Genomic DNA, 21,956 nt, shown 5'->3' on the forward strand with positions numbered 1-21,956 from the left:
AAAAATGGGGAAGTCAATCTGGCTATAGAATTTGATAGAAAGGAATGGTTTATCTTAATGGCAAAACAATTGCGTATTCAAATCTTTCAAGACGGTCAGATTCAAGCTGAGGTTCTTGGAATAAAAGGGAAAAAGTGTACCGATTATATCTCGCTGTTAGAAGAGCTGTTGGAAGCAGAGACCGTTGATTCGGAATACACACCAGAATATTACGAAGTGGAAGAAACCGAATTAGCAGAGGTTGAAACCAATTCGATGAAATTAAACATAAAGGGGGACTCATAAATGTCTGTGTCATTAGCTCTTATTCCTGTTGCTCTTGCGCTTAGGGCCGTGATGCATAAAGATGTATTTGATGAATGGTCCAAATCCATGCAGGTCATCGTACCGACAACAATTGAAACGGAAGCTGAACTGATTTCAACCTTATACAAATCAGGTTATGACGCTGAAAAATATGGCGGTACGATTAAGACCCATTTAAACAACAAGGAGCAATTCTTTTTTTGGGAATACATAGATGGGAAATGGCATGCGATTTTTGCAAAATCCGACTCCCCAGCGATGTTAGAAACGTTTATGTGCGACCTGGAGGAGAAAGCGCAGCGGCAAATTTTTACCGGAAGCATTCATCAAGAGGAAGAACGGATCGGACAAGATACGGTTCAAACCTTCCCGACCAACTTTCGGGATGGAAACATCCTGGTACGAACACTAAAGGAATTTGGCGTGAATCCGATCCAAGGTGCCAATGGCCAGATTACCTGCAACCTGCAGGGAACCTATCTTACTTTCCGACAGCACGGGGATGCTCCTTTTTCGATTGAAATTAAAAATCCGCCGAATTTACATGACATTTTTTTGTATATCTCCGACTTGGATGAGGAGTACAAACGCTGCGTTCAAGCCATTGTCTATGAGAAGCTTAAGCAAAGGGCGGCAGAGAAAAATTTGTTGATTGAATCAGAAGAAATAATGGAGGATAACTCCATTGTTATTACCCTAAATATCCAGGGATAATAACTTAGTATTTTCATAGAATTAGTTTTTTGAGGGGGAAAATAGTGCATGTCAGCATCACCCAAAGGGGCCATCTGGAGACTGAGGAACTCGCTGTGGATGCTTTTTACCTTTACGTTTGTCTTTAACTGGATTGGCTTTTTCATCATCGGACGGAAAGCCCGCTATAAAAAGTGGTCGATATATGGGGCCCTTTATACCATCCCGTTTATTCTCCTTTGTGTTTTCGGAGAACAATACGATACAAATTCATGGCAATGGGACTTGATTGGTTATTCCATGCTTGGTGGGGGAATCGCCTCGATTATTCATGCCTTTCGGATCCGCAAAGAGTATTTTTATCGATTAGAAGCCATTGAAATGCGGCAGCCGGAGGAGGAACGGAGATTGCGGGGACAGATACAGAAGGAATATGGCGTGGGATATAGTCAGAACCCTGTTCAGCAAACCACTAATAATATAAACACAGGAGTTCCAAAGCAGCAAACTGTCACGGCACCTTCCTTGGAAAAATCGCACCACCAATCGAAATCCGCTGTCGTTAAGAATAGTCCAGTCGACGACGCAGTTCCTGTTGACCTTAATCGAGCGACAGAGTTTGAAATTGCCATCTTGCCAGGTGTCGGGCCAATCTTGGCCAAAAAAGCCATCAAGGAAAGGGAAACGTTGGGCGGCTTTCAATCGCTGGAAGACTTTGCGGAAATTTTGGGCCTGAAACCACATATTGTGGAAAAAATTCGGCCCCTGGTCATGGTCAACGGTCCGAGGGAACCTCGTTCCAAACATTACGCAGGACGGATGGTTGATTTTTAATGAAATTAAGAATTCATCAATTTATTCCTTTTACACGTGTCGAGGGGCCTGGCGCGAGGGTATGCATTCAGGTCCAAGGCTGCCCGATTCATTGTCCCGGCTGTGCGGTCCCGTTCACATGGTCCACTAAGGGTGGCTATGAGATAACCGTTTCCGAACTGGCAGAGCGGATTATGGCAGGTCCCAAGGTGGAAGGGATTACGTTTTTAGGCGGAGAACCGTTTGAGCAAGCGGCAGGTCTCGCGGAGCTCGGTGGGATTTTGAAAGAAGCGGGGTTGTCGGTAATGACCTTTTCCGGATACCTGCTTGAAGATATTCTTGCGGCCAACAGGCAAGACTGGAACGAGTTGCTCCGAGTCACCGACCTCTTGGTTGACGGTCCATTCCGGAAAGATTTGCGGGATTTGAGCCGCCCTTGGGTGGGGTCCTCCAACCAAAGGTATCATTTTTTGACGGAACGTTATGTGGATTTGAAGGACCGGTTGGGAAATATCCCAAATCGGTTGGAGGTCACCTTGAAGCCGGATGGCCGAGTGTTTACTAATGGAATGGCGACGATTGAAGATTTAGAGGGATTATTGAACGAATTGATTAAATAGCGAGGGTGCCTGTCGGAGGCACCCTCATTTTTTTATCTTTTTTCATCACATTGGCCTGCAGTGAGTATTTTTGTGCAATAAAAAAAGCACGACGCTGTTTAGAAATCAGGATTGTTCCTCAAAAATCCTTCCCATGCCCTCTTGGTCCCTTCGGCTATCTCTTCTCTAGGGGCAGTCAGCCTCTGCTCGGTACCGCCGTAACCAATTTCTAGTTGATTAGCTTCCAACCCTTGAAAAATCGTGTCAGCAAAGTGATCCAATGGAGCCCCAAATGTATGTAAGCCAACTCCTCCTAGGTCCGTATTGACGGCAGGCGGGAAGATTTCGATGACCTCTATACTAGTGTCCGCCAATTGATGCCGTAAGGAGGTTGAAAATGAATGAATGGCTGCTTTAGTAGCACTATAAATTGGGACCCATACTCCTGGCATGATCGCTAAACCTGAAGAAACATTCAGGATTGCCGCATATTTTTGTTGCATGAGGTGTGGGATTAATAGCATCGACAAGTGAATCGGGCCTTCCACATTGATGGCAATTTCATTTTGATAATAGTTCCAATCCTTGTCGGCATTCAACAAGTTTACTCTCTGCTGGACTCCTGCATTATTGACCAATACGTTCAGCTTTGGGAACTCATTTGTCACCCATTCAACAAGGCCCTTCCTGTCTTCCTCTTTCGACACATCACAAACACGAATATGTAGTTGGGGAAACTTTTCCTTTGCTTCATTTAGTTTCTCCTGACGCCGTCCAACCACAATGACCTCGTTCCCTCTGCTCAAGAACCGTTCTGTAAATGCCAAACCAATACCCGAAGCACCGCCAGTAATCAATATCGTATTACCAGATACATTCATCACGAATCCTCCTGCAATTTACTTCAATATCAGTTTCTCCAACACATGGCATATAATCCACCGCCGGAATAAACCTCACCGCAGTACCGCTTTAATTGAGTGGGGGCCTGTCCCCCACCTCATTAACGCCTTACTGTACTGAAGGATTTATAACACCTTATCCCCTTTGGCCCCGTTTATTGAGTAGCTTGCAGTAATTTCTGAGTTTAGTGAATGGGCAACGGAGCAATATTTATCTTTGGATAATTGTATCGCCCGAATCACTTTATCTTCAGGAAGTTCTCCTTCTAATGCATAATGAATGTTAATCGTAGTAAATCGCTTGGGGTGGTCATCCGCCCGCTCTCCTTTTACATCCATATGAAAAGAAACTGGGTCAAGCCGCATTTTATGTAAAATTGAAATGATATCAATCCCCGTACATCCTGCTACCGCCTGCAGCAGTAACTCCGTTGGCCTTGCCCCTGTATTTTCTCCACCGACTTCCGGCGCCGCATCCATATGAATTTCGTGCCCAGAAGGAGTCACCCCAGAGAAAGCCATCTTCCCATTCCACTTAACCGTTAATTCCATTAAAAAAACCCCTTTCATTTTTACTTATTCTACCCGATTGACTCTCCCTTATTTTTACTATTTTAAAGAACATTTGTCCAATAATTCGGGTGCAGGAGAAGTCCCTCAATGCTTCACCAATTTAACGTGCTGGGGGACAGGCCCCCGCCGCTTTACCACTTTAAACTATTAAGGGACTGTCTCCCTATACATTCTCTATGTTTAATTTTGTCGATTTTCTGACTGTTTAAGGGAATTAAAGGAACGGTTTTGAATTTATAGTAAAATTCTATTAGTTGTTCTTAAAAGTGAAAGAATGGGCTACATCTAATATGGAATTTAAGGGGAAATAGGTTTGATTTAGAAAATGAGGAATTGGCTTAATAAACCTATCTATTTTCGATATATTTTTTGTATGATTGTAATCATAAATTTTACTTTGTTTTACTTTAACATTGAGCAGCATCATTCCTACGTGTTTTATATTTTGGAGACTGTATTTTTAGGTATTGGGTTTTATCAGAATTCAAGCTTTTTTTAGTTGCAGCTACAACCATTATTGTCTTATCCCGACTTATCTTTGGACCAGACTCCTTAAGTCTAATAGCATATGTCATTCTTGAGCCTACCTACCTATTAATTACATTCATATCTGTCGGTCTAATGAAGCATATTCAAAAAAATAAAGAAGACAGTATTGAGTTATTTACTGCTCTTTCTAAAACGTTAGATTCACGGGACACTTATACCTCGGACCATTCCCAAAATGCAGCTAAATATGCAGCCAGAATTGCTAGCAAAATGGGACTGTCGAAACAAGTCATTGATTCTATCTATCAAGGCGGACTGTTACATGACATCGGTAAGATTGGCATCCCGGAGGAAATTCTCATGAAGCCAGGGCCATTAACAGAACAGGAATACGCCATCATTAAGAAACATCCCGTGATTGGCTTTGAAATTATTAAACACGTCTCGAGTTTCAAAAAAATGGAATTCTAGATTTAGTTTTATATCATCACGAAAGATATGATGGAAAAGGATATCCTAAAGGCCTGAAAGGGGAAGAGATACCATTAGCAGCGAGGATTATGTCAATAGCGGATTCGTTTGATGCGATGACCTCCAAGCCGGGTATATCGGAATGCAATTGATATAGATAAAACGCTGGAAGAGATGAAAAATAATAAAGGTCCCCAATTTGACCCAGAAATAATCGATATCTTTTTAAGCCTTTTTAACACAGAAACAAAGATTGATTTCCTAGAACATGCATCAAGAGACCAAGAAAAGGTTGCATACTTGAATGAGGATGTTGAACGAAAGTTATCATAGTTCGGTTAAGAATGGTGGAAACTCATGAAATATCAAGGTAGAATTGTGATTTTGTCTATAGCCTTTGCAATTAATACTTATCAAATAATATATTATTGTTTGCGGGATGGATACGTTAGTAACATGGAGTATTTAAGTTTGCCCATCATCCTACCGCTCTCTTGGTGGTTAGGACATCAATATGATCGGGTGAAATTTTATTCAGAAAAAGACCCATTAACTGGACTATACAATCGAAGATATTTGGATAACCGTTTTAACAAAATGAAAGCGTCAGCAGTCCGAAACGGAAAGACAATTTCCATCTTGTTTATCGATGTTAATAACTTTAAAGCGATTAATGATAACTGGGGACATATCGAAGGTGATAGATTAATAAAGGTACTAGCCACACAATTAAAGAGCAGCGTGTCCGATAAAGATATCGTTGCACGTTGGGGCGGCGATGAATTCATCATCCTGTCTCTATCATGCAAAGAAGGCACTACTAACGAAATCATACAGCATATCCACGATAATCTTAAAGTAACCGCTGCCAAACGGCCGGAAATCAGTGTCTCCATCGGGACAGCAGCCTACCCCTCTGATGGGACGAGCCTTGAACAACTCCTAAGAGTCGCAGATACCAGCATGTACAACATGAAAGTGTACCAAAGCGGATAATTGGAGTGGGGACTGTCCCCCACCCCGTTTAATACAATAAAGAGTAACAGGCATTCTCCCACTACACGGTTATAGCTGCTAACCTTTTAGCAGCCTCTGCTACTCTAGATAAACCATTTGCAATGATTTCTTCTGCTTGGTCAGGTGCGGCGTTATGGCCTTCTATGATAACTTCATCGATAATTTCCATGCCGAAGATGCCGCCAACAACGTTTTTAATATAATTCACAGACATTTCCAGAGGTTCAGTCTCCGGTGTAGAATATATGCCTCCGCGTGCGCTTAGGATCATTGCCTTTTTATCAGACATTAAGCTAACCAATTGGCCGTTCTCGTCATATTTAAATGTGAATCCAGCTTGGTATACATAGTCGATAAATGTTTGCAGTTTAGCAGGAATGGTTAGATTCCAAAGCGGGAATGCGAATACAACGATGTCTGCAGCGGCAAAGGCGTCCATTGCCTTTTGCTTGGCGGCCAAAATCCGTTGTTCAATCTCTGTCAGCTCTTCACCCGACTGTGTTTTTGCAAAAGCATTAAATAGATCTTGACCGAAATAAGGCATGTCTTCGGCAAAAACATCGTAGGTTGTAGCGTTTACTCCTTCCAAGTTCTCCATGAAGGTTTCGTACATCTTACTGGATACTGCCTCTGAAGCAGGGCGATTATTGGCTTTTACTATAAGTACATTCATATATATTAAGTCTCCTTCTTTTGAATTAGAGCAATCATAAATCTCGGAGTCATAATATATGAATCTGAAATAAGTGGTCAAACAAACTGCACCTTCAAGACAAACTTTGAACAGAAAGTCCTAGTTGTTTTATCGGATTTCAGTCAAAAACTACTATGAGAAAAGATTAAAACAAGGCCATTCGTAGGTGTATGCAAGGGTGGGGACAGTCCCCCACTCCACTACTGCGTTAAAGCATCGTGTGACTGTCATCACAAAAGTTATTGTATTCCAAGGTTGTTTAGTTCTTCCTCGACTTTTGGAGGTAAGTAAATTTCTTCCAAAATTCGCTGGTCCCGGTTCTTTTTTCTTCTTTCTCCTGGATATCTAATTTCATATACGCCTGAGATCCTCGGGATTTCCTTCATTTCCGATAACAATTGGCCTAATATCTGAAAAAGTTATGAGGATTAATAAATTTTTCAATGTCCAGTAAGATGAAGAAATGACCGACATTTGCTGGTTGGTTCTCCGCGTCATCATAAATGTTTTTAACATAGGGACCAAATGCTGCTCCAGATAGGATGCCAGTTAGTTATTTCTACTGCTAATGCTAAGGCAGACCCCTTTGCCCCGCCTAATGGCAATAGAGACCCTGTTAAAGCTGATTCGGGGTCAGTAGTGGGCCGGCCACTTTCATCAATTGCCCAGCCCTCCGGTATTTTGCTGCCTTGCTGTGCTGCTGCAATAATCTTTCCTCTTGCTATGATACTAGTCGATAAATCAATAATAACTGGCATATCCTCTCCGGTTAGAAATCCCAACGCAATAGGATTCGTTCCGAAAAAGGACACTTTGCCTCCCCAAGGGGCTATTCCTGAAGGTGAATTGGTAAGGCAATACAGGCAAGATTTCGTTCGCATACTTGTTGGCAATAATAATATGCAGTGCCAAAATGATTGCTGTTTTTCACAGCAACCGCAGTTACGCCACTTTTTTGGGCCATTTCCATTCCTTTTAAAAGCGCTAAATAACTGACGACATACCGAGGCCGTTATCCCGCCAACCTGTAGTATCGAGGGAGTTTTTTCAATCATCACAACTTTTGGAGCTACATTAATTCGTTTATCTTCAAACCGTTTTACATAGATAGGCAGACGGCTAATGCCATGGCTGTCAACACCACTAAATTAGCCCTAATTAATGATTCAGCAACTACAACTGCATCCTGACCCTTCACGCCCGCCTTCTCCAGGACGCGCTCACAAAACTGCCTTAGCTCTGATTCCCTATTCGTTCCCATAGCGATCTCTCCTATAATTGTCTCTTACGCATAGATATGTTCAAAAGCCCAAAAACGTTATTAGGACAAAGCACACAACATCATTCGACTTATTTCCCCAGAAATAATCGAAGAACCATACTCCCATTTCTCCAACGATTTGACTTTAACACGTTAATTAGGTGGGGGACAGTCCCCCACCTAATTAACGTGTTAAAGAACTGGATATTTTCCACGGTAGGTATTTTCCACTAGAATTATATGGTAAATTTGTCGGTTTTCTGTTAAATTATATAGATAGTTACAGTGGTTTCTTGATAAAAGATAATAGTGTATTTTTACACGTTTATATCTGGAGGCATTAGTATGTTTAAGCTATTTTTACTCATCCATATCATTTCAGGCATTGTTTGTTTAGTTAGTGGCATTTTTGCGATGTCTGCCAGGAAAAAGAAAGGACGACATACAACGGCGGGAGAAATCTACCATGGTTTTTATGTCCTAGTCTTTATTTCTGCCATTTACATGTCCATCACCCACTGGGAGGAAAGTGCCTATCTTTTTTACATCGGTGTTTTTTCCTATGCACTCGCCATCCTTGGCTACCTTGCCGGAAAAATACGCTGGAAAAATTGGCTCAATGCACATATTGGCGGCATGCTTGGCTCCTATATCGGCATTGTTACTGCCACAATTGTGGTTAACATCCCTAAAGTCCCCGTCTTAAATGAAATCCCTGTCCTTATCTTCTGGTTCCTGCCAACGATCATTGGCACACCATTCATTATAAAGACAGGAAATAAATACAAACCGAAAAAAGGAACCCCGACTCGCGGCCGATTTCTTTGATTGATAGTTTAAAATACTACTAGTGGTCAATTCATATGCTGGAAAGAGTTAGTTACTGTTCCCCCCACATCCATAATGACAGAGCCTTCATGGTGTGCTACACTACTGGGGATAAGTAGTAAAGGATGATTCTTTATGACTTTGTTGGAATTTGTAAAAAAGGATTCGGATGATGTGGAGTATCTGCACCATAATGCTAAGGTATCGTTTGAGAGATTAAGATATGTTTCTTTCATGTTAGTCCTCACGTACCCAGGCTTTTTTATTTTTGACTTCTTTATTTTATCCAAACTCAATCATCCAACCTATCGATGGGTACTTTCTGCTGTCCATTTAACAGGCCTAGCCGCCTCCCTGATCTTTTTATTCCTTTACAGCCGATATAAAAATGCACTTAAAGAGTCCTTCATCAATGGCTATATACTCCTATATTTATGGTTAGGAGCCATTGCTTCGATAAACAGTCAAACCTTTACTGGAAACATTTATGCCTATTTAATTATCCTATTTGGCATTGCCGTCATCTTTCCAATACAGCCTAAACATCTGTTTAGCCACTTTCTGATAACCCATTTGTTATTTGTGGCCGGGATTATCTTGGTGCATCCACTTGATCTTCCACTTCTTGTAAAGCTGGTGAATTCAACAGGATGTGCTGTCATTTCTTTTACGATTGCCCTATCCTTCAACCGTTATCGCCTTAGTGATTTTTCCAATAGACAGAAGCTGAAAAGAAACGAGGAAAGCTTTCGAAGGCTGTTTCATATGAACCCGACCCCTTTAATCCTGACCAAGCTGGATGGCGAAATTTTGCTCATCAATAATCAGGCAATTAAGTACTATCATTTAGAGGGAAAAGATATTTCTTCACTCCATCCCAACCGTTTCCTATTTTCACAGCCCGAAGAAATGGCAGGCATCATCAAAAGGCTGGAATATGAGCAAAGCATTAAGAACTATATAACGGAGCAGCAAATTATCCCGGGTGAAAACAAATGGTCGATGCTTCATTTCGAACTGGTAGATTATTTGGAAGACACATGCATTCTTATTGATACGATGGACATTACAGCTATGAAGGAGAAGGAACAAGAGCTGTTAGAGCATGCCACAATTGACATGCTGACAGGCGTAAAAAATCGCCGAAGCGGCCTTGAACTGCTACACAAACAATTAGAATGGACCTCTCAACAATTCATCTTGTGCTATATCGATATTGACAATTTAAAAATCGTGAACGACCGATATGGGCATACGGCTGGGGATGACCTTATTAAAACATGTTGCAATACCATCGACCGGCACATCGGACAAAACGACATCCTTTTCCGTCTTGGCGGCGATGAATTTATCGTAATCTTTTTCGAAAAACAGAATAGTGACGTCGAGCATATTTGGCAAAAGATTAATCAAGACTTCCAAGCCCTCAACGATACACACCAAAAGCTATACCCTATTTCAGTTAGCCATGGGCTCTATCACTACAAACCTGGAACCAGCATCACCCTTGAGGAAATCCTGGAACTGGCTGATCAAGAGATGTATCAAAACAAGAAACATAACAACACAAGAAATGACAACGCCCTTATCTATCAAAGTTAAAAAGGCCGTCGTTGCAGGTATGAAAGTAATCAAAAGAAACGAGATGAGTTCGTGCCCATCTCGTTTCTTTTACATCTCTAATTGTTCTTCCACCAGGTTGCTTGCTTAGCAGCTGCCAGGTTTCCTTGGTCATCCTCGTAGACGCTGCTTGGAATAATTCCTGTTGCGGCAATCGTCACCGTCCCATTGGCTTTTAGTGTGTCAAACAGCTCACCGAAATCCTTCCGGCTAAAATACAAATTCCAATTGTCGCCGTATTCACCATCAAATGGGGTAATGTCAACGGAAAAATATTCATCTTCAATATCCGCAAAACCATAATTATAGTAAGTATCTAATTCAGCCGTGCCAAAGATGGCGAAATCTTGGTCCAAGTTGTTTTTCATGTCAAATTGAACATCCTTGGCTGTAAGACGAATGCCATTTTCTTGCATATAATTATCAAATGCCTGTTCGTAGGTCATACTAGCCTCATCAGTGGTAGTTGCTTCGGCTGTCTCATCAGCAGGATCTGCAGCCACCTCGGACGAATCATCTGCTTCAGCACTTGGGGTATCTGTAGAAACTGTCCCATCTGAGCTCGCCGTGTCACTATTCTCGTCCTCCCCAGCATTATCGGAGTCATCCGCTTGATCTGAAGAGCGATCGTCTGCTGCAGCAGCGGACTTTACCTCATTACGTTGTACATAACTATCATAGGCAGTGAATAGCCCCATATTGATAATTAAATAACCAAGCAGGATGGCAACGCTAATAAACACGCCTTTCCAGCTTCCCCCGCCTTGCTTTTTGATTTCAGTTTGCTGTTTTTCAAAATTATTAGGAAATGCCGCTTTAATTTTGTCAATTTTCTTTTTCGCGGTAAGAGAATAGTAATAATTGCCTGATAAGCCCAATACCACGCCAGTTGCAGTGGTAATCCCGTAATTAATCCTGTCAGCCCACTCTTGGCTCAAAAATAGGGTGATGATATCAAATACCAAGAAAATGCCCGTTCCAATTAGAATAACATGGTACATTTTCCGATAACCAGCCCATAAAAAGCCTCCCAAAAAGGCAGCCCAGTTCCAGCTTTGATTATTTTTCTTAGCGTTTTTCCACTTTTTTAAATAATAATTGGCTTTCTTCTCTCCGACAAACAACCGAAGCTCTTCATCACCTTGCGCTTCAGGCACTGACCCGCTTGGTTCAGCCGAGCGCTGCTCCGATGGGCTGGGCTCCATAGGGCCAGCACTAGGCTTTGCTTTTGCTACCGGAGTTCCACACCCCGGGCAAAAATTACCGTTCTCTCCTAAAGCAGTTCCACACTGTGTACAATACATCTCCGCACCTCTTCTATCTCTCTACTTGTCTTGCAAAAACAGGAAGTAATTTCTCCGTTCTTTTTCTTCATGCGTGTACTCCCCTTTTGTACTTCACTCCCTTTTAAATCATATCCACCCAAATACTGAGTATATAGATAAGATTTCGACAATTATCAGCAAATTCCTACTTTAGCCCTAGCAATAAGAAAATTTTCCTATTAGCCGTGATGAATTGAATATCAAAAAAAAGAAGTTCCTCCCGAGGGAAAGAACTTCTTTTTCTGCCTATAATACGATCAAAACAGTCTAAACACGATCTCCTCATTAGCAATCTTGATTTTGTCTTGGTGCTTGAGTTTGTTTTTTTGGTTAGGCACAAGCTTTTTGCCGTTCAGGAAACTGCCATTCGTCGATTGTTTATCAATGAGGTAATAATTGCCGTCCTCCCTGACTACTTCAGCATGCACTCGGCCAACAGCCCGATTTTCCGACACATAATCTGCCTGTTTCGGGTCCCTGCCCAGCCTAAACACTGCTTTCGAAATCACCACTTTTTCATTGGTACCACCAAGCAGCAAAAAGGGGTTAGGCAGTTCCTGATTAACGATCCCTGCCCCCAAGACGGTGGTCCCTTCCTCTGGAACAGGACCATGTGCAGCACCTAAAACTGTTGTACCACCATTCTCCTCTTGGTAACTGCCTAGATTCGGCACAATATTAATCGATGCTCCACCTATCGAGGAGGCTCCTTTGAGCAGCGAGTCACCCTCGCCTAGCTCTGTTCGGGTAATCCGCTTATATTGCACCTCTTCTTCAATCTCCAGTTTCTGCCCTGTTTTCTTGTCCGACATGTGGCTGCTGTACTCAGAGGTCAACACCCCATTTTCATACGATGCGGCCACTTCACTTGACACCTTCCCTGGGCTGTAAAAATTAGAATGAGGTGTCTCAGCAGCTGCCGCTTTCAAAACGGGACTATCGTAACCAATTCCCAGCGCACTGCCTTGTTCCACTTCAGAAAAAGCAGCTAGCTTTTCCTTAAAGTCTGGTAAATCCAATTCTGTATCACTTGCTAAATAATTATGAAGTTTGATAAAAAATGATAAATCACCCAGCTCATCTAAAGGAGCAGCCGCAACTAAATCACGAAAAAATTGTTTCATTGATACCTTTTCAAAAATATTATTTTTTACCGGAACATAGATAAAAACTAATCGATTTGAAAAGTGATCAAGAAAAATATAGTTCTTATCAAGCAGAATATTCTCAAACTGCAACTCGGTGTTTTTCTGCAAGTCCAATAAACAGTCCGCAAGGTTTAAAAGATAAGTAGTAAGATGCTCCTTGCTAAGAAGCCGTGAAAAAAGTCTGCCGGCCGTATAATCAGAAATTTCATCGTAACGGATATAAACTTGTTCCTCTTTTTTCAATACAGCACAAGGCAATAATCCTGCGGCTTGATGATTCGTTAACATTTCAACCGTATCATTGTCTAGTTCCATTTCCGGCGGCACTTGATAAAAAAAGAACCTCGAAATCCCATAGCTCTCAGTTTTAAGATTTAGATGTTTTATCATTTCGTATCGTCTCCATTAAAGGGATGTTTACAGCCCGTTTATTCGTATATATGTGCTGAGACTCTCACCTTTTATGCAAAAGAGAGAGTCTCAAGGTTAATGAAAGTTATTTAAATGCGCTCGCATTATTGTTAATGGCATTTTCAGAAGAGTTATAGTTATTTACCGTTTGGTCTAAAAAAGTAGCATAACTAGTTACGATTTCACGGAAATTTTCAAACTTCGGTTGAAGCGCATTAAAATTGCTTCTAATCGTGTTAGATGCATCAGAATTCCAAGTGCTAGCCAATGCATTCATCTCACGTTTAATGTCATCAAGCCGCGCAGCCAAATTGTTGTTTAGCGTACGAATTTGATTCGCTGTACTTGTAACCTCATTAAGAGATATTTTGATTCCTTCAACAGACACCTGTAATCACCTCACTCGTTATAGATTAATTGGTTAAACGTCTCGCAGCGTTTACTACTTCACCCTGAGTATCTCGGTAAGTTTTAGCACTTGTTTTTAAGAACTCAGAATACTGCTTCATGAGTCGAGTCATTTTATCTAAGTCATCTTGGAAGCCCTCAATTTGGGTGGTGTAAGCGACGTTGTCAACCCCTGCCCAAGCAGCCTTCATTGCGTTGACTTCGTTGAACAGCTGTTTGTAAATTCTTTCATAATCAGCTGCTTGCTGGTCAATTTTTGCTGATGCAGACTCTAATTTCGCTGGATCTACTGTAATCGATCTTGCCATAGTTATCACCTCCTTTAAATTAGTAAAGCGTAAGTGCCCTCGGAACAAGCAAAAAATGCTTGTTCCTGCGAAGCAGTTTCTCTTAGAAGCTTTCATTGTGGAGCTGGACAATTCTCAAAGACTAGATTCTAAATCTTCCTTAGTTCCCGTATCACATTTTTATACTTGTTTGCTGCCTTCTGGAGACTGGAAGCACTCTTGATGGAACCAATTCCTTTAAACTCTGAACCAATTCCCTCTGAGATTTCCTCGAGCTCCCTAGCGACCGCCTGAATGTCGATTATTAAGCTATTAATCTTGCTTTGCAACTCCTTATCCATCCTGACACCCCCAACTGGTTAATGCAAAGACCTTGCTTTTGCCAATAATCTTGACTCCGCACCCTCCAAAAGACTAGCAGCCGTCTTCAGATAATTAATATTTTGATTAATCGTAAAATGGAAGGTAGTCAAAATGTCGGCTTTCAACAGATTATCAAACCCTGTAATTCCAACCTTCAGATACAATGAATCAATTTCGCTATTAATCTCATCTGTCTTTCGTTTAATGGCCTGTAACCGATGAGCATAGTAAGCCAGACGGTGCAAATTCACCTTGATATACGGTTCTACGACAAATTGTCCCCCAGATATGGCATGAGCAATCTGCGCTAAGGCTAGATTCACTTTCTGCTGGAGCTTGGCAAAGATATTCCTAACGTCTTTAATAACCTTGGAGGTGACATTCTTTAAACCTTGGTAAACTGCCACACAGCCATCGATGACCCTTTGTGCTGCTTCCTTCATTCCCTTCCACGTAGCTGAAATCACCATCAACGCCGCATCCCGCATGAAGATGGCAGCTTGATAGATTTTCCGTCCCCCTTGGATCGTATAAACAAGCTCAAATTTAATGATCTCTCCCATCAGGTCACCTGGGGTATAAATTCCTCCTGGACTGACCTTTTCGAAACTGCCATTTTTAAAATTTACACTTGTTTCATAATGCGGATAAAATGGATCCAAATAAACATTCTTATTAATCTCGACCACTTTATCGACATAGGGAGCGAAACCTAAATCATGTACAAAATCTCCATCATAGACAATGAAGTCAAACTTTTCGCCTCTTAAAGCATCCTGCTGTTCCCGAGTTAGCGAGGGCCAAAAAATCGGTGCCCCGTTAATGACATAGCCGTTTACATCATCTTCTAAATAATGGACGAACACATAGGATGCCAGATTCCCGCCCTTTGAGTGGCCGAAAACAAACTTTTCGCCCTCGGCAGGATGGACAAATTGTTGGTAAAAACGGCTGGCCTCTTCCTGCTGCTGGATTTCATTTCCGATTCCAGCAGAGCCATTTGAAACCCAGTCAGTTTTGAAATGATCCCAATCGAGCGGATTTTCACTGCCCCGAAACACAGCTGTTGCGTTTCCATCTCCGTCTCCCCATGCATAGCCGACAAAGCCGGACTCTGACTTGCCGCCCATATTGGGATTATTGTTTTGATAGCCATTTAACACCACATTGGCCAAGTCAGAATTTTTATAGCGTTCGGAACCAAAATACTCTTCCAACGCTTCTCTCCTAGCATCGCCGCCATTGTCGGGAATCCGTTTGACCTTTTGCCAAATTTGCTCGACACTTAATCCCTTATAACGCCCTTCCGGTAAATCGAAATACGACAATTGCAAGAGGATATTCTTTTCTTCATCATTTAAGTTATCAAGTGACACGGCCTTCTCACTCCTCAATCGGCTCGTAATAAGCTTCGATTTGACTAGGCTCCGTTATGTTCGCAAGATTATCTACCATAATGGTTCCATACACCTTGGCATCTAAATTGCTCCACGGTACATTATTGACATTGGACGTCCGAATATAATCTGCCGGATCCACAGAAGCATCTACAAACCCTAGGGAAACTCCATATGATTGTACTCCCAGCGGCTCCAATAACTGCAATAAGCGATAAACCGGTTCATAATAATCAGCAGGATTCGGGGCCCCAGCGGTCTTTACCGCAACCTTAATCACCACTTCTGCATCCTGATTTTTTTTCGAAAAATAATCTTGCGCAGACAAGTTTTTCATCGAGCTGTTATATTTTCCGTCTTCCACATACAACAGTACCCGATAGTCAACATCACCTGGCACAATCGCTGCGACTTCTTGTTTGTACTTGCGGGTCAGCTCATCCCCCCATTTAGACAACACATACGTATCGTAGAACTCGTCATCATGGTCACGTTTGATGCCAGCCAAAAACACATGCTCCGGCTTACCTTCAGGGTGAACAATGACTTTATCATCCCCATACATATTTTTAAAAATGGAATTACCTTGCTTGGAGGTCTCTACTTCAAATTTCCCTCCATACGTGTCCTCTAAATGTTTGACAATCGTTTCCTCTGAAGCTTTCTCATTCATACAGCCGGTTCCTCCTAGTAATAGAATGATGGGTAGAAGAATACCGAGTATCCGCTTTTTCCGTTTCATCATACACCTTCCTTGATTCGGCGATGTCCACTCAAGGACAAGGGACCCAGCACAGGGCCGGTCAGCTTACTCTAAACTTTAGTCATTTACAGCAGCATCAGTTTTGACCCATTTTTTAACCCCAATTCTTCAATCGTCAAATTAGGGTCCAACACCACTCCGGTCTCTCGGTCACAGAGGACCGTTTGCTCGGTCGCCTTAAAGTAACCCTTAGACAATTCAGAAACCGTATTTGACAGCAAATAGGCTACCTCAAATACCTTGCTTTTGACCGGAATAAACACATCATAGCTGTCATGGGAAGCGGGGTTATAAATCTCTACAAGGAGCTTATGCATATTCCAAAACCCCCTCTTCACTATGGGATGCAGTCAGCAATTTGACTAGTTTTACTTTGCCTTTGCTGACGATATAGCCAAAGTCCTCCGGGATTTCCTTGTACATATCGCTGGTGATTTTATTGATTTTCAAGGCAAATTGGTCGGTTATGCCGTTGCCCACCCAAACCGCATCACTAAGGGATGCCTGTTTTTGGAACCAGCTTTCATAAGAATATGAGTTAAGCCTGTCAGCCGCATCTGCTAAAATCATCGTCACATTTAACCCATTTCCCCGCTCTAAAAACACCTTTAATTTATCTTTGCCGTCATCCGACAGCAAGCCTTGTAATTCACTAAACGAATGAATAATACAGGTGATATTTTCAAACACCGGGGCTTCCTTGCCTTCAGCCAGTAAATCTTTCGTTGTGTTGTTGCGGTATACCAAGGTATTAAACAGATACACAATCATGTCTTCGAATTGGTTTGGCTCGTTCGCATATTTGTACGACTGGCTGCCCTCGCTGTCAATTTCACTTCCTGGGTCGATCACAATCAGTTCACTGCTCTGCTGTTTGGCAGCGAAAACCTCTACAAGCCCTTGAACGAATGGTGAACTATTTTCAATAGTCGCCGCTGTTACTAGGTTGACAAATGAACGTTTGAAATCATACGCGACAACCTTAAGAGATGCTTTTTCAACCCCAATTGGCACCAGTTTGGACTGACCGAATTGGATTTCTTCGCGCAAGTATTCAAGGTCAACTTTTTCCGGCAGAATCGGAATTCGTTTCGCCCCATTTTTGTGCCAGTTTTTCTGGCTGTCACGGCAATAGGTTGTGACAAACTGGTACATATCTGCGGCGTCTTTCGAAATATGGGCGACTTGGAATTCATATACCGCCTCTGTTTTAAAAATACCCCTGCCTTTAAACTTAGACGGATAAACGCCATCCACATTTCCCAGCACACCGGAATACTCCGATGTGTCATTTAACTGTAGAACGTAAAGTTGCTTAAAGTTCTGCAGCAGCTTATAGCGGATTGCCCCCGTATTCAGTGCGGTCACGACAAAGTAGATACCATACTTCGTTCCTTCCCGAGTTAAATAGGAAATCGCTTCTTCGTACTGCTCATACGTCTCCGAAAATGCCGCATAGTTGTGAATCATAATGACGAACGATGGCACGGTTGTACCAGACATTTGATTGAAATTTCTAAAGTCCCCACCGAAATTAGCAAATAGTTTTTTCCGTTTGGTAATCTCGCCGTTTAACAACTTAAACAGATTGTCAATTTTCTCGGCTTCGTGGGACAACATGACGTCCCCTACATGCGGTGCTTCACGGAACCAGCTTAACGTTTCCGACCCAAAGTCAAGCATATACAAATTGACTTCATCCGGCGTATGCTCTTCCATTAACGAATAAATAAGTGTCGTTAAGAACGTTGTTTTTCCGCTGCCAGCAACACCGTATACCACTGTGTTTCCCTCTTGAGTGATCGGCATTCGGAGTACCAACTGGCGCTGGTGGGCCGGGTCATCGTATTCTCCAATAATTGGATTTAATTCAAAACGGTCTGTCACACTAGCATTCGGGTACTTCCGTTTCAGTTCATTCACATAAATTATTTCTGGGATTGGATCTAACCAAAGTGGCTTCACCTTAATATTTTCTTGGCTTGCCAGGTTCGCTAAATATTTGGTCACCTCATCAATTTGGCTAGATGGATTTTTCACGGTGGTTTTGCGTTTATCAATCCTTGCCGATTTCAATACCCGGCCTAAATTATCGATAACCTCAATTCCATCGTCCTTGGTTGTTTCCACTTTATCGGATGGGTAATACGGAGCGCCTGCCCATGCAGATTGGCCAAGTTCAAACAACTCGTTGTAGCCAACCTGGAGGAAGAAGCGGCCGGTTTGCTTGATCTCCGCCGCATCTGGTCGTTTAATCACTTCCATACTGTCGGCCTTTTCCTGCACCTTTAAACTAATCCGGAATTTACTGTTACTCCAAATTTGGTCGTCAACCACCCCTGATGGCTTCTGCGTTGCCAAAATCAAATGGACACCAAGGCTTCGGCCGATCCGTGCGGCGCTGACCAGCTGCTCCATGAATTCCGGCTGCTGCGTTTTTAATTCCGCAAACTCATCGGAAATCATAAACAAGTGCTGCAACGGTTCTTTAACGACTCCTTCTCGATAGAGTTTTTGATATTTATAGATATCAATATTGCTTTCATTTAAGCGCCGGCTTGTTTCACTGAATATCGCCTGGCGTCGCTTTAGTTCACTTTGAATCGAGACGAGTGAACGTTTGACGGCTGCGCCATCGAGGTTGGTAATCGTACCGGCTAGATGCGGCAGGTTTAAAAACGCGTTAGCCATTCCGCCGCCCTTGTAGTCGATTAAAATAAACGCCACTTCGTCCGGATGGTAATTCACGGCTAACGATAGAATGAAAGTCATGATAAATTCACTCTTACCGGAACCAGTCATACCGGCAATCAACCCGTGCGGGCCATGGTATTTTTCATGCAGGTCGAGCTTAAATGGTTCCCCCGACTGGTTGACTCCAATTGGCGTTTCAATCGTCAGTGTCGGATTGTTTTCTTTCCATCTTGTCGGTGCGTTCAAATGCTCAACTTTACCGACTCCAAACATTTCTAAGAATGTCAGCATATTAGGCAATGTATAAGCTTCAACAGATGATGCCAGCTGAATATTGGCTAACTGGATGGCGATTTGTTCTGTATCTTGGTGATAGTAAACATCTGCTTTAAATGCTTGATACTTGCCAGAAATGTCATCCTTATCGTAAATTTTGCAGATGCTCCCATCCAGTTCCACGACATTGGTACATTCTTTGGGCAGCATTTCCAGGTCGTTGTATAACGTAACCAGACTGAATCCGATATTTTTCTTCTCTTTTAAAAGTAAATTGATCATTTCCGCCTTGCCGGCTAAATCTTTACTCATGGAAAAAACAACGTAATGCTGCGTGATCGAATCTGCTTCACTGTCGGCCAACTCGGCGCGGGCCGTAATTTCTTTTTCAAAATAAGCGGAAAGCTCTTTGACCTCGCTTGGTGACGAAGCAATAAACCGGATATTTTGTTCATCATCCCAGGTATGAGGCAGCCATTTGGCAAACTTCCAGCTGTCATGTTCATCCTGGTCATAAAGAAACACCAATTTTAGCTCATCATAGCTATGTAACGCTGCAAGCTGAAGGATAATTCCCTTTGCGAAAGCCACCGCATTTCCTCGTTTGCCGATAATCCCGGTTACCCGTTCTTCGATCAGCGAGATCGTGACGGGAACCTGTTTTAATATCGGCGGTGTCTCCACCAATTGATATAACTCGTCTTGAAGATTATCATCGTGAAGGGTAAATTTTTTCTCCGGATATTTAATCTCTGCTTCCAGCGGCAGGTTACCAAGTCCAACTCTCACTTTTAAGAAGTCTTCCTGCCCAATCACTCTTTCCCACAAAGTGCGGTCACGGTTTTGGATCCGCTCCAGGCAGGCATCCAATGTGATGTGATTTTCATGTAAAATTTCACTTTGGTAGCGACACTCATTCGCAATGACCTGTTTCATCTTTTCTAGGTACTGGCTATATCTTTCTTGGCGTACCTTCTCATTTTCTATCTTTCTTTTCTTTTCATGTCGTTTGGTTAAAATTGGCCAAAGAATCGTCCCTAACATCATCGAGATGGACATAATCAGCGTTGGGATGGCATACAGGATATCACCGTTGTTGCGCATCACGTTTTGCACCGTAAAAACCCCTGTAAACAAGGACGCCATCCCCATCGTTAGCGAGGGGCCAAGCAATAGCATTAATGGTGTTTCTTCCGCCGTATTAGGCTGAGGCGGCGGGTCAATTTTAATGGTCTTTCTCTCGATATCCCGCTTAAAGCGTGGTGACCGGAAGAATAAATCCTTGTTAGTCTCTTCCGTTAAAAATTCGTCTAAGTCATCCTCTTCCTGAGGAATCGGCTTGCTAACTACAAACGGCTTAAAGGCTTGACGGTCTAGAAACACCATTTGATGGGGATTATTAAGCGAAAGCAATTTTCCGTTAAAAATAATCCGCAGCCCCATAATCGAAATCACATCGCCAATAGTTAGTTCCTTTTCCTGGATTTTCACCCCGTTTACATAGGTTCCATTAGAACTATTATGGTCTTTAATAATGGCATGGCCTTTGGGATCATATTCAATTTGGCAATGAGAACTTGACACTAGCTTGTTGGTAAAGCAGATGTGACTGTCCTTTGAGCGCCCGATTTCAATCACATTGGTATTGACGATATGTTTTGTGAACTCATTACGATCTTCACTAAAGGGTTCGACGTAAACAAGGGCAGGCATTTCCTTGTCACGATAAATGGTATATGTATTGAAAGGCTCCACTACTTGCTTTGCCGCTTTTTCATTATTAGCGCCCTTTAAATAGGCGATTTTGTTCGACTTTAGGTACCACTTTCCATCTTCAGCTTCAATTGCCATCAGGTCAATGGTGCGCTGCTCGGCATCAACCGTAGTTAAGACGTACCGGCCGGTTACTTTTTCCGGCAGAACAAGATGGATGGCTTTACCTTTATCAAAAAGTGTTAATATCAAAACGGTTCGCTCCCTAGGGATTTAGAGTTATGTAAAAATAGTCTTTTTTTCGAATGATATGTTAGGAATTTCCACTCACTATGACATTGTAATAGATTATGGCGATTGGTTTAATAGGTTGATATGACTAGTTTTTCAACATACATATGTTGCTAAAGGCGGTTTTTTTCAGATATGGTTACTTTTTCTGGATAAAACCGGTTTTTTAAAAATAAAGGCTCTGTTAAATTAGGCTATTGATTTCCGCTCCAGGCGCTCAGCGAACCGCGGGCGTGCCGGGGAGCCTCCTCGGCGATGAAAGCGCCTGCGGGGTCTCTCCCCAGCTCCGTACTCCCGCAGGACACTGAAATTCATCCTCGAATCGGCCCACGCACGAAGAAAATGCGATAGCACAAGGAAAGCATCCATGAACTTTCTCCGCACGAAATTATGCGATAGCATAATTGAGGATTTTCGAGGAGTCGAGCGCCTTCCGCTCCAATCAACAGCGTTAAAAAAATCAACATTATCGTTTAACAGAGCCTAAATAAAAAGCCCCTTCTATATACAACCAGGTCATGTTTTATTGTCCGGTCTATATAGAAGGGGTCATATTAAATAGATATCACGGTTGTTCTTTGGTCACTGGCTATCAATTCCCCGGTAACCTTCCC

The 21,956-nt window shown here is 42.4% G+C and carries 24 protein-coding genes; 9 read left to right on the top strand and 15 right to left on the bottom strand.

The window, feature by feature from the left end:
• Positions 1-57: 57 nt before the first annotated feature.
• Genes BN2425_RS18975 through BN2425_RS18990 form a run of 4 tightly spaced genes read left to right on the top strand, consistent with a single transcriptional unit; the run spans position 58 to position 2,432 of the window.
• Positions 58-285 carry a DUF2997 domain-containing protein gene (locus BN2425_RS18975; protein ID WP_042462779.1) on the top strand — a complete coding sequence of 76 codons (228 nt, stop codon included), beginning with the start codon at positions 58-60 and terminating at the stop codon, positions 283-285.
• Entirely contained in the window at positions 286-1,020 is a 735-nt protein-coding gene (locus BN2425_RS18980) for a hypothetical protein (RefSeq protein ID WP_042462782.1), read from the top strand.
• A 48-nt stretch (positions 1,021-1,068) separates the two neighbouring features.
• The gene (locus tag BN2425_RS18985) at positions 1,069-1,833 is read left to right on the top strand and encodes a ComEA family DNA-binding protein (RefSeq protein WP_052352965.1); all 765 of its coding nucleotides are present in this window, start codon (positions 1,069-1,071) and stop codon (positions 1,831-1,833) included.
• Positions 1,833-2,432 carry a 4Fe-4S single cluster domain-containing protein gene (locus BN2425_RS18990; RefSeq protein ID WP_042462785.1) on the top strand — a complete coding sequence of 200 codons (600 nt, stop codon included), beginning with the start codon at positions 1,833-1,835 and terminating at the stop codon, positions 2,430-2,432. The genes BN2425_RS18985 and BN2425_RS18990 overlap by 1 nt, the downstream gene beginning before the upstream one ends.
• 98 nt (positions 2,433-2,530) lie before the next feature.
• On the opposite strand, the gene BN2425_RS18995 is transcribed toward BN2425_RS18990, so the two are convergent.
• Positions 2,531-3,292, bottom strand: a complete 762-nt coding sequence (locus BN2425_RS18995; RefSeq protein WP_042462787.1) for an SDR family oxidoreductase — start codon at positions 3,290-3,292, stop codon at positions 2,531-2,533.
• 147 nt (positions 3,293-3,439) lie between these two features.
• The gene (locus tag BN2425_RS19000; RefSeq protein WP_042462789.1) at positions 3,440-3,865 is read right to left on the bottom strand and encodes an OsmC family protein; all 426 of its coding nucleotides are present in this window, start codon (positions 3,863-3,865) and stop codon (positions 3,440-3,442) included.
• A 642-nt stretch (positions 3,866-4,507) separates the two neighbouring features.
• Here BN2425_RS19000 and BN2425_RS23390 point away from each other — a divergent pair.
• The 3 genes from BN2425_RS23390 to BN2425_RS19015 all read left to right on the top strand — a co-directional run bounded on the left by BN2425_RS23390 (position 4,508) and on the right by BN2425_RS19015 (position 5,842).
• Complete coding sequence (locus tag BN2425_RS23390; protein WP_074433096.1) at positions 4,508-4,846, top strand: HD-GYP domain-containing protein; 339 nt, start codon at positions 4,508-4,510, stop codon at positions 4,844-4,846.
• On the top strand, positions 4,840-4,998 hold the full coding sequence (locus BN2425_RS23395) for an HD-GYP domain-containing protein (protein ID WP_074433099.1): 159 nt from the start codon (positions 4,840-4,842) through the stop codon (positions 4,996-4,998). Before BN2425_RS23390 ends, BN2425_RS23395 begins: the two co-directional genes overlap by 7 nt.
• A gap of 205 nt (positions 4,999-5,203) precedes the next feature.
• A complete protein-coding gene (locus BN2425_RS19015; RefSeq protein ID WP_042462791.1) occupies positions 5,204-5,842 on the top strand; it encodes a GGDEF domain-containing protein in 639 nt (212 codons plus the stop codon).
• Positions 5,843-5,903: 61 nt separating this feature from the next.
• Here BN2425_RS19015 and BN2425_RS19020 read toward each other — a convergent pair whose 3' ends face one another.
• The 4 genes from BN2425_RS19020 to BN2425_RS23230 all read right to left on the bottom strand — a co-directional run bounded on the left by BN2425_RS19020 (position 5,904) and on the right by BN2425_RS23230 (position 7,818).
• Positions 5,904-6,536 (bottom strand): FMN-dependent NADH-azoreductase, encoded by a 633-nt coding sequence (locus tag BN2425_RS19020; RefSeq protein ID WP_042462794.1) that lies wholly within the window; start codon positions 6,534-6,536, stop codon positions 5,904-5,906.
• A gap of 530 nt (positions 6,537-7,066) precedes the next feature.
• On the bottom strand, positions 7,067-7,369 hold the full coding sequence (locus tag BN2425_RS23220) for an Ldh family oxidoreductase (protein ID WP_052352966.1): 303 nt from the start codon (positions 7,367-7,369) through the stop codon (positions 7,067-7,069).
• A gap of 17 nt (positions 7,370-7,386) precedes the next feature.
• On the bottom strand, positions 7,387-7,521 hold the full coding sequence (locus BN2425_RS23225) for an Ldh family oxidoreductase (RefSeq protein ID WP_235714687.1): 135 nt from the start codon (positions 7,519-7,521) through the stop codon (positions 7,387-7,389).
• Between the two features lie 135 nt (positions 7,522-7,656).
• Positions 7,657-7,818: a hypothetical protein gene (locus BN2425_RS23230; protein ID WP_235714688.1), complete on the bottom strand. Its 162-nt coding sequence runs from the start codon at positions 7,816-7,818 to the stop codon at positions 7,657-7,659.
• Between the two features lie 345 nt (positions 7,819-8,163).
• Between BN2425_RS23230 and BN2425_RS19030 the strand changes: the two genes are divergently transcribed.
• Both BN2425_RS19030 and BN2425_RS19035 read left to right on the top strand, forming a co-directional pair.
• Entirely contained in the window at positions 8,164-8,646 is a 483-nt protein-coding gene (locus BN2425_RS19030; protein ID WP_081798138.1) for a DUF2306 domain-containing protein, read from the top strand.
• A gap of 135 nt (positions 8,647-8,781) precedes the next feature.
• Complete coding sequence (locus BN2425_RS19035) at positions 8,782-10,248, top strand: sensor domain-containing diguanylate cyclase (RefSeq protein WP_052352967.1); 1,467 nt, start codon at positions 8,782-8,784, stop codon at positions 10,246-10,248.
• Between the two features lie 77 nt (positions 10,249-10,325).
• Here BN2425_RS19035 and BN2425_RS19040 read toward each other — a convergent pair whose 3' ends face one another.
• The 9 genes from BN2425_RS19040 to essC form a co-directional block, all read right to left on the bottom strand.
• Positions 10,326-11,570 carry a DUF2628 domain-containing protein gene (locus BN2425_RS19040; RefSeq protein WP_052352968.1) on the bottom strand — a complete coding sequence of 415 codons (1,245 nt, stop codon included), beginning with the start codon at positions 11,568-11,570 and terminating at the stop codon, positions 10,326-10,328.
• A 278-nt stretch (positions 11,571-11,848) separates the two neighbouring features.
• A complete protein-coding gene (locus tag BN2425_RS19045) occupies positions 11,849-13,129 on the bottom strand; it encodes an FHA domain-containing protein (RefSeq protein WP_042462796.1) in 1,281 nt (426 codons plus the stop codon).
• Positions 13,130-13,235: 106 nt separating this feature from the next.
• Positions 13,236-13,538: a pore-forming ESAT-6 family protein gene (locus tag BN2425_RS19050; protein ID WP_042462799.1), complete on the bottom strand. Its 303-nt coding sequence runs from the start codon at positions 13,536-13,538 to the stop codon at positions 13,236-13,238.
• 25 nt (positions 13,539-13,563) lie between these two features.
• A complete protein-coding gene (locus tag BN2425_RS19055) occupies positions 13,564-13,866 on the bottom strand; it encodes a WXG100 family type VII secretion target (RefSeq protein ID WP_042462801.1) in 303 nt (100 codons plus the stop codon).
• Positions 13,867-13,994: 128 nt separating this feature from the next.
• Positions 13,995-14,186 (bottom strand): hypothetical protein, encoded by a 192-nt coding sequence (locus BN2425_RS19060; RefSeq protein ID WP_042462803.1) that lies wholly within the window; start codon positions 14,184-14,186, stop codon positions 13,995-13,997.
• 18 nt (positions 14,187-14,204) lie between these two features.
• Positions 14,205-15,584 (bottom strand): Mbeg1-like protein, encoded by a 1,380-nt coding sequence (locus tag BN2425_RS19065; RefSeq protein WP_042462805.1) that lies wholly within the window; start codon positions 15,582-15,584, stop codon positions 14,205-14,207.
• 7 nt (positions 15,585-15,591) lie between these two features.
• A complete protein-coding gene (locus tag BN2425_RS19070) occupies positions 15,592-16,347 on the bottom strand; it encodes a hypothetical protein (protein WP_154663560.1) in 756 nt (251 codons plus the stop codon).
• A gap of 86 nt (positions 16,348-16,433) precedes the next feature.
• Positions 16,434-16,685: a ubiquitin family protein gene (locus BN2425_RS19075; protein WP_042462810.1), complete on the bottom strand. Its 252-nt coding sequence runs from the start codon at positions 16,683-16,685 to the stop codon at positions 16,434-16,436.
• The gene (essC, locus tag BN2425_RS19080; protein WP_042462813.1) at positions 16,678-21,303 is read right to left on the bottom strand and encodes a type VII secretion protein EssC; all 4,626 of its coding nucleotides are present in this window, start codon (positions 21,301-21,303) and stop codon (positions 16,678-16,680) included. Before essC ends, BN2425_RS19075 begins: the two co-directional genes overlap by 8 nt.
• Positions 21,304-21,956: the final 653 nt, after the last annotated feature.

Source organism: Neobacillus dielmonensis (genome assembly GCF_000612665.1).
In the GTDB taxonomy this organism is placed as follows: domain Bacteria; phylum Bacillota; class Bacilli; order Bacillales; family Cytobacillaceae; genus Neobacillus; species Neobacillus dielmonensis.

Coding starts and splice junctions, on each gene's coding strand:
- BN2425_RS18975 (WP_042462779.1), top strand. CDS start 58: ATGGCAAAACAATTGCGTATTCAAATCTTTCAAGACGGTCAGATTCAA.
- BN2425_RS18980 (WP_042462782.1), top strand. CDS start 286: ATGTCTGTGTCATTAGCTCTTATTCCTGTTGCTCTTGCGCTTAGGGCC.
- BN2425_RS18985 (WP_052352965.1), top strand. CDS start 1,069: ATGTCAGCATCACCCAAAGGGGCCATCTGGAGACTGAGGAACTCGCTG.
- BN2425_RS18990 (WP_042462785.1), top strand. CDS start 1,833: ATGAAATTAAGAATTCATCAATTTATTCCTTTTACACGTGTCGAGGGG.
- BN2425_RS18995 (WP_042462787.1), bottom strand. CDS start 3,292: ATGAATGTATCTGGTAATACGATATTGATTACTGGCGGTGCTTCGGGT.
- BN2425_RS19000 (WP_042462789.1), bottom strand. CDS start 3,865: ATGGAATTAACGGTTAAGTGGAATGGGAAGATGGCTTTCTCTGGGGTG.
- BN2425_RS23390 (WP_074433096.1), top strand. CDS start 4,508: ATGAAGCATATTCAAAAAAATAAAGAAGACAGTATTGAGTTATTTACT.
- BN2425_RS19015 (WP_042462791.1), top strand. CDS start 5,204: ATGAAATATCAAGGTAGAATTGTGATTTTGTCTATAGCCTTTGCAATT.
- BN2425_RS19020 (WP_042462794.1), bottom strand. CDS start 6,536: ATGAATGTACTTATAGTAAAAGCCAATAATCGCCCTGCTTCAGAGGCA.
- BN2425_RS23225 (WP_235714687.1), bottom strand. CDS start 7,521: ATGGCCCAAAAAAGTGGCGTAACTGCGGTTGCTGTGAAAAACAGCAAT.
- BN2425_RS23230 (WP_235714688.1), bottom strand. CDS start 7,818: ATGGGAACGAATAGGGAATCAGAGCTAAGGCAGTTTTGTGAGCGCGTC.
- BN2425_RS19030 (WP_081798138.1), top strand. CDS start 8,164: ATGTTTAAGCTATTTTTACTCATCCATATCATTTCAGGCATTGTTTGT.
- BN2425_RS19035 (WP_052352967.1), top strand. CDS start 8,782: ATGACTTTGTTGGAATTTGTAAAAAAGGATTCGGATGATGTGGAGTAT.
- BN2425_RS19040 (WP_052352968.1), bottom strand. CDS start 11,570: ATGTATTGTACACAGTGTGGAACTGCTTTAGGAGAGAACGGTAATTTT.
- BN2425_RS19045 (WP_042462796.1), bottom strand. CDS start 13,129: ATGATAAAACATCTAAATCTTAAAACTGAGAGCTATGGGATTTCGAGG.
- BN2425_RS19055 (WP_042462801.1), bottom strand. CDS start 13,866: ATGGCAAGATCGATTACAGTAGATCCAGCGAAATTAGAGTCTGCATCA.
- BN2425_RS19060 (WP_042462803.1), bottom strand. CDS start 14,186: ATGGATAAGGAGTTGCAAAGCAAGATTAATAGCTTAATAATCGACATT.
- BN2425_RS19070 (WP_154663560.1), bottom strand. CDS start 16,347: ATGAAACGGAAAAAGCGGATACTCGGTATTCTTCTACCCATCATTCTA.
- BN2425_RS19075 (WP_042462810.1), bottom strand. CDS start 16,685: ATGCATAAGCTCCTTGTAGAGATTTATAACCCCGCTTCCCATGACAGC.